The organism is Pseudomonas sp. H1_D05 (assembly GCF_054682705.1).
The window spans coordinates 1,437,237-1,447,381 of the sequence record NZ_CP162825.1 but is presented as its reverse complement, the minus strand read 5'-3'; the positions used below and the strand labels follow the sequence as shown (position 1 = coordinate 1,447,381).

Below are 10,145 nucleotides of genomic sequence, written 5' to 3'. Positions count from 1 at the left end.
CAGTCTGTTCTGCATCGAATATTTATTTGCCGGGGCGCCCTTATGGCGCGTCGCTACCGTGAGATAGCCGTCCTCCATGTTTGGTTCCAACGACGACAAGAAGACCCCAGCTGCGGCTGGCGAGAAGAAAAGCCTGTTCGGATGGCTGCGTAAGAAACCGCAGGAACCCGTCGTCGAACAGCCGCCGGTGATTCCTGAGCCAGCGCCTGCGCCGGCGCCAGTCATAGAAGAAGAGCCGGCACCGATTGTGCTGCCGATTGCCGAGCCGGTGTTGCAACCGGTTGAGCCTGAGCCTGAAGCGCCTGTGGCGGCTGAGCTACCACTGACTCCTGCGGCTGAACCGTGGCTGACCTTGCCGGTGGCGGAAGAGCCGGTGGCGTTGGTTGAAGAGGCTGCGCCGCATATCACCCCGATGATTCCTGCGCCTGCTGCGTTCGTTCCAGAGGTTGCTCCGGCGCCGGTGGTTGAGCCGGTTGTCGAGCCTGTTGCGCCCGTGTTTGTTGCGCCAGTTGTTCAACAGCCTGCACCTGCACCTGCACCTGCACCGGTCGTCGCTGCTCCAGTTGTGCCGGTTGAAGTGGTTACCGAGGCCCCAGTCGAAGCCCCGCGCACCGAAGAAGCCAAAGCCGGTTTCTTCGCCCGCCTCAAGCAAGGCCTGTCGAAAACCAGCGCCAGCATCGGCGAGGGCATGGCCAGCCTGTTCCTCGGCCGCAAAACCATCGATGACGATCTGCTCGATGACCTCGAAACCCGTCTGCTCACCGCCGACGTCGGCGTCGAAGCCACCACGCAGATCATCCAGCGCCTGACCCAGAAGGTCGCCCGCAAAGAGCTGGCCGACGCCGACGCGCTGTACAAATCCCTGCAGGCCGAACTGGCGGCGATGCTCAAGCCGGTCGAACAACCGCTGAAAATCGTTTCGCAGAACAAGCCGTTCGTGATTCTGGTGGTGGGCGTCAACGGCGCCGGCAAAACCACCACCATCGGCAAACTGGCGAAGAAGCTGCAACTGGAAGGCAAGAAAGTCATGCTCGCCGCCGGTGACACCTTCCGCGCCGCTGCCGTGGAACAGCTGCAAGTCTGGGGCGAGCGCAACAAGATCCCGGTCATCGCCCAGCACACCGGCGCCGACTCGGCTTCGGTGATCTTCGACGCCGTGCAGGCCGCCAAGGCCCGTAGTATCGATGTATTGATCGCCGACACCGCCGGTCGCCTGCACACCAAAGACAACCTGATGGAAGAACTGAAAAAAGTTCGCCGGGTGATCGGCAAGCTCGACGCCGACGCGCCGCACGAAGTGCTGCTGGTGCTCGACGCCGGCACCGGCCAGAACGCCATCAACCAGGCCAAGCAATTCAACCAGACCGTCGAACTGACCGGCCTGGCGCTGACCAAGCTCGACGGTACCGCCAAGGGCGGGGTGATTTTCGCCCTGGCCAAGCAGTTCGGCTTACCGATCCGCTACATCGGCGTCGGTGAAGGCATCGACGATTTGCGTACCTTTGAAGCCGAACCCTTTGTCCAGGCACTGTTTGCCGAGCGGGAGCGTTCATGATTCGTTTCGAACAGGTCGGTAAACGCTACCCGAACGGTCACGTCGGCTTGCATGAGCTGAGCTTTCGAGTCCGTCGTGGCGAGTTCTTGTTTGTCACCGGCCACTCCGGCGCCGGTAAATCCACGTTGTTGCGCCTGTTGCTGGCGATGGAGCGTCCGACCAGCGGCAAACTGCTGCTGGCCGGGCAAGACCTGAGCACCATCAGCAACGCGCAGATTCCGTTCCTGCGTCGGCAGATCGGCGTGGTGTTCCAGAATCACCAACTGCTGTTCGATCGCACGGTGTTCAACAACGTCGCCTTGCCGCTGCAGATTCTTGGCTTGTCCAAGGCCGAAATCGCCAAGCGTGTCGACTCGGCGCTGGAGCGCGTGGCGCTGTCGGATAAAACCGATCTGTACCCGGGCGACCTGTCCACCGGTCAGCAACAGCGCGTCGGCATCGCCCGCGCCATCGTGCACCGCCCGGCCTTGCTGCTGGCGGACGAACCGACCGGTAACCTCGACCCGCGTCTGGCGGCGGAAATCATGGGCGTATTCGAAGACATCAACCGTCTGGGCACCAGCGTGCTGATCGCCAGTCACGACCTGGCACTGATCGCGCGCATGCGTCACCGCATGCTGACCCTCCAACGCGGCCGATTGATTGGCGACGGGGAGGCCGGAGAATGAGTGCCACACGCAGTCCGAAGGTTTCCGAACGCGTGGCCCCGAAAGCCGCCGATCCGCAGCCACCGAAGAAGAAAAAACACGACGAAGACGATGGCCCGGACTTCGCCACGCTGTTCCGTGCCTGGGTCGAAAGCCATCGCGCCAGTCTGCTCGACAGCCTGCGTCGTCTCGGCAAGCAGCCGATCGGCAGCTTCTTCACCTGCATGGTGATGGCGGTCGCGCTGAGTCTGCCAATGGGCTTGTCCCTGTTGCTCAACAACGTCGAGCGTCTTGGCGGTTCGTGGCAGCGTGCGGCGCAGATTTCGCTGTATCTGCAACTCGACGCCAGCCCGGAGCAGGGCGAGTCGTTGCGCGAGCAGATCAAAGGCATGCCCGGCGTAGCGGATGCTGAATATGTCGGCCGCGATCAGGCGCTGGAAGAGTTTCAGCAGCAATCCGGGTTGGGCGAAGCCCTGCGCGAGCTGCCGGAGAACCCGTTGCCGGGCGTGGTGCTGGTCACCCCGAACGAGGTCGACAAGCCGACGCTGGAAGCATTAAGACAAAAACTTTCCGAATTGCCCAAGGTACAACAGGCGCAACTTGATCTAGTCTGGGTCGAGCGTTTGGCCGCGATCCTCAAGCTTGGCGATCGTTTTGTCTTCGGTCTGACGGTGCTGCTGGTTTCTGCATTACTTTTGGTGATAGGCAATACCATTCGTCTTCATATTGAAAACCGCCGCACCGAGATAGAAGTGATTAAACTCGTCGGCGGCACTGACAGTTATGTGCGTCGCCCTTTCCTTTATATGGGCGCGTTGTATGGCTTCGGTGCGGGGCTATTGTCCTGGGGCGTCTTGGCGTTCGGCCTGAACTGGCTGAACGATGCGGTGGTTGGGCTGGCCGGTTTGTACGGCAGCGATTTCGCTCTGGCCGGAGTGCCAGTTGCCGACGGTCTGTCGCTCTTGCTTGGCGCGGTGCTGTTGGGTTATATCGGTGCATGGATTGCAGTCGCACGCCATCTCAGGGAGCTGGCGCCGAAGTAGAATCTTTTTTGCGCGTGATTGACCTCGCGGTTTTTTTGGGAACTTGCACTTGAATTCCCGGTCAATTTTTCGCAGTGCCGAGAGGCACGAGTATGTAAGTGGGAGGTTTTTTCGTATGACCAATTCTTTGCAACCTGCGTATGCGTTGGTTCCGGGTGCGAACCTGGAAGCCTACGTGCACACCGTCAACAGCATTCCATTGCTGACGCCGGAGCAGGAGCGTGAACTGGCCGAGAGTCTCTACTATGAGCAGGATTTGGGGGCGGCTCGGCAGATGGTGCTCGCCCACCTGCGTTTTGTCGTACACATTGCCCGTAGCTATTCCGGCTACGGTCTGGCTCAGGCTGACCTGATCCAGGAAGGTAACGTCGGCCTGATGAAGGCCGTGAAGCGCTTCAACCCGGAAATGGGTGTGCGTCTGGTGTCGTTCGCCGTGCACTGGATCAAGGCGGAAATTCACGAGTTCATCCTGCGCAACTGGCGCATTGTGAAAGTCGCGACCACCAAGGCCCAGCGCAAGCTGTTCTTCAACCTGCGCAGCCAGAAAAAACGTCTGGCGTGGCTGAACAACGAGGAAGTCCACCGTGTGGCGGAAAGCCTCGGCGTCGAGCCGCGTGAAGTGCGCGAAATGGAAAGTCGCCTGACCGGCCATGACATGGCTTTCGACCCGGCTGCTGAAGCCGACGACGACAGCGCTTTCCAGTCGCCGGCCAACTACCTGGAAGACCACCGGTACGACCCGGCGCGTCAACTGGAAGATGCCGATTGGAGCGACAACTCCAACCACAACCTGCACGAAGCGCTGGAAGTGCTGGACGAACGTAGCCGCGACATCCTTTACCAGCGCTGGCTGGCCGAAGAGAAAGCCACGCTGCACGACCTGGCGCAGAAGTACAACGTGTCGGCCGAGCGGATCCGTCAGCTCGAGAAGAGCGCGATGAACAAGCTCAAGTTGTCGATCGCCGCATAACCGGCGAGCAGGCAATAAAAAAACGCCCCGATCAGCGATGATCGGGGCGTTTTCATTTCAGGCTTCACACAAAACAATTGTAGGAGTGAGCCTGCTCGCGATAGCGGTGTGACAGTCAGCATTGCCGTCACTGATGCACCGGTATCGCGAGCAGGCTCACTCCTACATTTAGATCCTCGGTGTTATCGCGACCAAGGTGCGCGGCGGGAATCGTTGAGCCCCAACAGATAACTATCCCCACCCAACTGACTCATCTGCTGACGAATCCACCCGGCCCGGCGCGAGACATAAGCGGTCGGATGGCTAGCGCTCCACACCCGAGGGTTGGGCAGAACAGCCGCCAGATAACTCGCCTGCTGCCGCGACAACGACTTCGCGCTCACACCAAAGTGATGGCGGGCTGCGGCTTCGGCGCCAAACACCCCGTCATCCCACTCGACGCTGTTGAGATACACCTCAAGAATCCGCTGCTTGGGCCAGAACACCTCGATCAGCGCGGTAAACCACGCCTCCAGGCCTTTACGCAGATAGCTGCGGCCGGCCCACAGAAACAGGTTTTTCGACACCTGCTGGCTCAAGGTGCTGGCGCCGCGAATCGACCCGCCAAGCTCGTTGTGGGCCAACGCTGCCTGGATCGCACTGAAATCAAAGCCCCAATGCTCGGGAAACTTCTGATCCTCACCGGCCATGACCGCGACTTTGAGGTCATCGGAGATCTCGTCCCATGGCTTCCAGGTACGTTGCAGGTCAATCGGCTCGCCATCGACCCAGGATTCGACTTTGCGCTCGACCATCAACGCCGTGCCCGGCGGTGGCACGAAGCGAAACACCAGCACCAGCAAAATGCTGCCGCCCGCGAACCAGAGCAGGGCCTTCGTGAGACGACGGAAAATAGTACGCAGCATAGAGATGGCTTGGCCGAACCGGTGGAGCGGGCCATTATACAGACCCTGCCGATCGCGTCTGACTGGAGTTCCCAATGCTGCGTGGCTTTTTGATGCTGGCCGCTTTTTTCGGTTTCACCGGGGTCGCCTTGGGTGCATTCGCCGCCCATGGCCTGAAAAACCGCCTGACACCCGAGTATCTGGCGATCTTCCATACCGGCGTCACCTATCAATTGGTGCACACCTTGGCGCTGTTTGGTGTGGCGCTGTTGGCCACGCAGATTCAGGGCCGACTGGTCACTTGGGCCGGCGTGTCATTCACCATTGGCATCCTGTTGTTCTCTGGCAGTCTGTATGTGCTGACCATGACCGGCATCAGCAAGCTCGGCATCATCACCCCATTTGGTGGCCTGGCGTTCCTGATTGGCTGGCTATGCCTGGGCCTCGCCGCCTGGCGCTTGCAACCAACCGCTTGACGCTTGGTGCTGACCTTTAGGTCATGATCGGGCTAGAATGCCAGCCCCTAAAAATGATGGCGGCGTTACGCATGCGCATTCAGTTGAACGGCGAATCCCTTGAACTGCCCGACGGCGAGACCGTTGCGGCCCTGATCACTCGTCTGGAACTGACCGGACGTCGAGTGGCAGTCGAACTCAATCTGGATATCGTCCCGCGCAGCCAGCATGCCGACACCACCCTCAATGATGGTGACAACGTCGAAGTGGTGCACGCCATCGGCGGCGGCTGATCGCCAGGTCTGCAAGGGCACAGAATTCTGCAAGACCCTCACTCCTAAAGAGGATTCCCCATGAGCATCGTTCGTAGCGACAAGCCTTTTGTGCTGGCCGGTCGTACTTACCAGTCGCGTTTGCTGGTCGGTACCGGCAAGTACCGTGACATGGAAGAAACCCGTCAGGCCATCGAAGCCTCGGGTGCCGAGATCGTCACCTTCGCCGTGCGCCGCACCAACCTGGGCCAGATCGAAGGCGAACCGAACCTGCTCGACGTGCTGTCGCCGGAGCGCTACACCTTCCTGCCGAACACCGCTGGATGCTACGACGCCATCGAAGCCGTGCGCACCTGCCGCCTGGCCCGTGAGCTGCTCGATGGCCACAATCTGGTGAAGCTGGAAGTGCTGGCCGACCAGAAGACCCTGTTCCCTAACGTCATCGAAACCCTTAAGGCCGCAGAAACGCTGGTCAAGGAAGGCTTCGACGTGATGGTGTACACCAGCGATGACCCGATCATCGCCCGCCAACTGGCGGAAATCGGCTGCATCGCGGTCATGCCGCTGGCCGGTTTGATTGGTTCCGGTCTGGGGATCTGCAACCCGTACAACCTGCAGATCATCCTCGAAGAAGCCAAAATCCCTGTGCTGGTCGATGCCGGTGTCGGCACTGCGTCCGATGCGACCATCGCCATGGAACTGGGTTGCGATGCGGTGCTGATGAACTCGGCCATCGCCCACGCCCAGCAGCCGGTGATGATGGCTGAAGCCATGAAACACGCCATCGTTGCAGGCCGTCTGGCCTACCTCGCTGGCCGTATGCCGAAAAAACTCTATGCCAGCGCCTCCTCGCCGCTGGATGGTCTGATCAAGTAAGAGCCATTGATGACTGAATCGAACGACACGCCTGTCCAGACGGAAGAGGGCGACGAGCGCCAACACCGCCGCATCAAGAGCTTCGTGATGCGCGCCGGGCGCATGACCGAAGGCCAGCAACGCGGCCTGGATCAGGGCGGGCCGCTTTACGTGCTGCCGCTGGCCGACGCGCCGGTGGATTACGATCAAGTGTTCGGCCGTTCGGCACCGCGCTCGCTGGAGATCGGTTTCGGCATGGGCCACTCGCTACTGGAAATGGCTGCGGCCGCGCCGGATCAGGATTTCATCGGCGTTGAGGTTCACCGTCCGGGTGTTGGCGCGCTGCTCAATGGCGTGCTGACTCAGGGCCTGACCAACCTGCGGGTCTACGATTGCGACGCGATCGAAGTGCTTAACCGCTGCATCGCCGACAACAGCCTCGATCGCCTGATGCTGTTCTTCCCGGACCCATGGCACAAGAGCCGTCACCACAAGCGTCGTATCGTTCAGGCCTCGTTCGCTGAACTGGTGCGCAGCAAGTTGAAGGTTGGCGGCATCCTGCACATGGCCACCGACTGGGAACCGTACGCCGAGTACATGCTGGAAGTGATGAACGTCGCCCCGGGCTACCGCAACCTCGCCGAAGACGGCAAGTGCGTACCACGCCCGGCCGAACGCCCGATCACCAAGTTCGAACGCCGCGGCGAACGACTGGGCCATGGCGTGTGGGACCTGAAGTTCGAAAAACAGTCCTGAGCATCACGCGGTAAAAATGTAGGAGTGAGCCTGCTCGCGATTGCGGGCTGACAGTCACCGAAGAGGTTGAATGTCAGACCGCAATCGCGAGCAGGCTCACTCCTACAGTCGTTTTGGGTGTGCTGAAAGATCAGCGGCGGTCGGCGACGACGCCGATCAGCACCAGCACCACCAGCAGGACTGGCGCCAGGCTGTAGTTGTTGAACTGGCTCAAACCCTTGATAACCCAAGGCGTTGCATAGATCAGCGCCGCACCGCTGCCGATCACGCAGAGCAGCGCCATCAATGGCACGCGCAGGGCGCCGGCGATGCTGCCCAGGCGTTGCTCAACCCAGCCTTTGAAGTCGGCGCCGAACAGCACCAGCAGGCAGCCGACCAGCGCCAGGGCGATTTCCGAGAGGTTGCTACGGCTCCAGCGGGAGACGGTGGCGAGCAGGTCGAGTATCAAATCCATGCGTTTTCCCTTGGGACTGAAGTCAGTTCAGAAATTGTTGCAGCAAGTCGTTGAGAAACAGCTGTCCGCGCTCGGTGGCCGCCAGACGTGACGGTTCGACCTGCAACAGACCGCTTTGTTCTGCCGCTGCCCGGCCTTCAGCGAGGCTTTCCAGCGACAGCCCGGTGCGCTCAGGATACAGGCGCGATTCGACGCCTGCGGTCAGGCGCAAAGCGTTCATCAGAAACTCGAACGGCATCTCGTCGTTGGTCAGCGCTTTCTCGCCGGCCTGAAAGCTTTTTGCCGGGTTGAGATAGTCCTTCGGCAAACGGGTTTTCCAGGTACGCACGATGCGCCCGTCCGGATGGCTGAGCTTGCCATGCGCACCCGCGCCGATGCCGATGAAGTCGCCGAAACTCCAGTAATTGAGGTTGTGCCGCGCTGGCCGACCCGCCTGGGCATAAGCCGACACTTCGTATTGCGCATAACCGTGTTCCGCCAGCAGCGCTTGCCCGGCCTCTTGAATGTCCCACAGCGTGTCATCTTCCGGCAGCACCGGCGGCTGGTTCCAGAACACGGTGTTCGGCTCCAGCGTCAGCTGATACCAGGAAATGTGCGTTGGATTCAGCGCGATGGCCTGGCGCAGATCGCTGAGGGCATCGTCCAGCGACTGATCGGGCAAACCGTGCATCAAGTCGAGGTTGAAGTTATCGAACCCGGCCTGCCGCGCCATACCGGCCGCGCGTACCGCTTCGTCACCGTTGTGAATCCGCCCCAGCGCCTTGAGCTTTTCCTGCTGGAAGCTCTGGATGCCGATCGACAGGCGATTGATCCCCAGCTTGCGGTACGCGACGAACTTCTCTTGCTCGAAGGTCCCGGGGTTGGCTTCCAGAGTGATTTCGATGTCGTGGGCAAACGGAATCCGCTGTTCGACGCCTTCCAGCAGCCGCCCGAGGGCTTCGGCGCTGAACAGGCTCGGCGTGCCGCCACCAAAGAAGATCGAACTGATTTCACGACCGTACACGGCGTGCAGATCCTGATCGAGATCGGCCAGCAGCGCGTCGACGTATTCCTGCTCCGGCAACACCGGGCTGGCAGTGTGCGAGTTGAAGTCGCAATACGGACATTTGCGCACACACCACGGGATGTGGATGTACAGCGCCAGGGGCGGCAGCGTTGGCAGCGGTGCCCGAGGCGAAGAAGCGGCGCCGCCGACAATCAGCGACGGCGCAGAAGAGTCACGGGTCATTTCAGGCCCAGACGCTGGCGCAGCAGATCCATTGCACGGGCGCGGTGGCTGATCTGGTTCTTGTCGGCCGGACTCAGTTCGGCGCTGGACACATCACGCTCCGGCACCCAGAACAGCGGGTCATAACCGAAACCGTGCTCGCCGCTGGCGGCCGTCAGGATGCGTCCGTGCCACAGGCCTTCGCAGAGGATCGGCAACGGATCATCGGCGTGACGCACCAATGCCAGCACGCAGACGAACTGCGCACCGCGCTCGGCTTCCGGCACATCTTTCAGTGCATCGAGCAATTTGGCATTGTTCGCCGCATCGCCCTTGCCGTCGGCATAACGCGCCGAATAGATGCCCGGCGCACCGCCAAGTAAATCCACCGCCAGACCGGAGTCGTCGGCCAGCGCCGGCAACCCGGAAATGCGCGCGGCATTACGCGCCTTGAGGATCGCGTTCTCGACGAACGACAGACCGGTTTCTTCCGGCTCGACCTTGCTCCACTCGCCAATCGAGCGCAGTTGCACCGATTCGCCGAGCATGGCACTGGAGTTCTTTGAGTTTGCCGGCGTTATGGCTGGCCAGTACGAGCTGCTTGATGTTCATCATTCGCCGGGAAAGAGTTCTTGGTTGAAATTGATGGTGTTGATCTTGTCGCCGTTCTGCACCTTGATTTCAAAGGTGCGGGTTTCCTGCTGAGGCACCGGGTATTGGGCGATGTAGTAGATCGCACCCTGCTCGGTGACTTGCTTGAAATTCAGCGGCACGCTCTGGCTGGTCAGGTCTTTGACCGTGCCGGTGACGTTGGCGACCAGCGGTTTGCCGTCCTTGATCACCGAGACATTGATCACGCCCTGATTTTTGCTGCGAATCAGTTCAGCCGCCTTGGCGATGTCCGGCGTCAGAAACGTCGAGTTGAAAGTGTTGTAGTGCACCGTGACGTCGCCAAAGGTTTCCTTGCGCTCGCCCTTGATGACGTCGGCCGCTATGGCGCTGGCGCTCAGGCAGGCAGTCAATAACAACAACGCTAAACGACCCATG

12 protein-coding genes and 1 pseudogene are annotated in these 10,145 nt (G+C 60.7%); 8 read left to right on the top strand and 5 right to left on the bottom strand.

All coding sequences use genetic code 11. From position 1 onward, the window contains the following. Window positions 1-76: 76 nt before the first annotated feature. From ftsY to rpoH, 4 genes are all read left to right on the top strand, one after another. Window positions 77-1,555, top strand: coding sequence for a signal recognition particle-docking protein FtsY (gene ftsY, locus AB4O11_RS06635; RefSeq protein WP_460130364.1), 1,479 nt, complete (start codon window positions 77-79; stop codon window positions 1,553-1,555). Then, a complete protein-coding gene (gene ftsE / locus AB4O11_RS06630) occupies window positions 1,552-2,223 on the top strand; it encodes a cell division ATP-binding protein FtsE (RefSeq protein ID WP_008065082.1) in 672 nt (223 codons plus the stop codon). Before ftsY ends, ftsE begins: the two co-directional genes overlap by 4 nt. Next, window positions 2,220-3,245, top strand: a complete 1,026-nt coding sequence (gene ftsX, locus AB4O11_RS06625; RefSeq protein ID WP_077574909.1) for a permease-like cell division protein FtsX — start codon at window positions 2,220-2,222, stop codon at window positions 3,243-3,245. The genes ftsE and ftsX overlap by 4 nt, the downstream gene beginning before the upstream one ends. Window positions 3,246-3,360: 115 nt before the next feature. Then, window positions 3,361-4,215: an RNA polymerase sigma factor RpoH gene (gene rpoH, locus AB4O11_RS06620; RefSeq protein WP_003229146.1), complete on the top strand. Its 855-nt coding sequence runs from the start codon at window positions 3,361-3,363 to the stop codon at window positions 4,213-4,215. 182 nt (window positions 4,216-4,397) lie between these two features. Here rpoH and mtgA read toward each other — a convergent pair whose 3' ends face one another. Next, complete coding sequence (gene mtgA / locus AB4O11_RS06615; protein WP_016983236.1) at window positions 4,398-5,120, bottom strand: monofunctional biosynthetic peptidoglycan transglycosylase; 723 nt, start codon at window positions 5,118-5,120, stop codon at window positions 4,398-4,400. 74 nt (window positions 5,121-5,194) lie between these two features. Here mtgA and AB4O11_RS06610 point away from each other — a divergent pair, with 74 nt between their 5' ends. From AB4O11_RS06610 to trmB, 4 genes are all read left to right on the top strand, one after another. After that, window positions 5,195-5,575 carry a DUF423 domain-containing protein gene (locus tag AB4O11_RS06610; RefSeq protein WP_116254318.1) on the top strand — a complete coding sequence of 127 codons (381 nt, stop codon included), beginning with the start codon at window positions 5,195-5,197 and terminating at the stop codon, window positions 5,573-5,575. A 71-nt stretch (window positions 5,576-5,646) separates the two neighbouring features. Continuing rightward, window positions 5,647-5,847, top strand: coding sequence for a sulfur carrier protein ThiS (gene thiS / locus AB4O11_RS06605; protein ID WP_122604433.1), 201 nt, complete (start codon window positions 5,647-5,649; stop codon window positions 5,845-5,847). Between the two features lie 60 nt (window positions 5,848-5,907). Next, window positions 5,908-6,702 (top strand): thiazole synthase, encoded by a 795-nt coding sequence (locus tag AB4O11_RS06600; RefSeq protein WP_007913621.1) that lies wholly within the window; start codon window positions 5,908-5,910, stop codon window positions 6,700-6,702. Window positions 6,703-6,711: 9 nt separating this feature from the next. Next, window positions 6,712-7,437, top strand: a complete 726-nt coding sequence (gene trmB / locus AB4O11_RS06595) for a tRNA (guanosine(46)-N7)-methyltransferase TrmB (RefSeq protein ID WP_460130363.1) — start codon at window positions 6,712-6,714, stop codon at window positions 7,435-7,437. 130 nt (window positions 7,438-7,567) lie between these two features. Here trmB and AB4O11_RS06590 read toward each other — a convergent pair whose 3' ends face one another. The 4 genes and pseudogenes from AB4O11_RS06590 to AB4O11_RS06575 form a co-directional block, all read right to left on the bottom strand. Then, window positions 7,568-7,891, bottom strand: coding sequence for a DUF3392 domain-containing protein (locus tag AB4O11_RS06590; protein WP_007913629.1), 324 nt, complete (start codon window positions 7,889-7,891; stop codon window positions 7,568-7,570). A 22-nt stretch (window positions 7,892-7,913) separates the two neighbouring features. Continuing rightward, on the bottom strand, window positions 7,914-9,119 hold the full coding sequence (gene hemW / locus AB4O11_RS06585; RefSeq protein WP_099757421.1) for a radical SAM family heme chaperone HemW: 1,206 nt from the start codon (window positions 9,117-9,119) through the stop codon (window positions 7,914-7,916). Continuing rightward, window positions 9,116-9,713 (bottom strand): annotated as a pseudogene (rdgB, locus tag AB4O11_RS06580) (RdgB/HAM1 family non-canonical purine NTP pyrophosphatase). Before rdgB ends, hemW begins: the two are co-directional and overlap by 4 nt. Beyond that, window positions 9,710-10,144 carry a DUF4426 domain-containing protein gene (locus AB4O11_RS06575; RefSeq protein WP_186620035.1) on the bottom strand — a complete coding sequence of 145 codons (435 nt, stop codon included), beginning with the start codon at window positions 10,142-10,144 and terminating at the stop codon, window positions 9,710-9,712. Before AB4O11_RS06575 ends, rdgB begins: the two are co-directional and overlap by 4 nt. Window position 10,145: the final 1 nt, after the last annotated feature.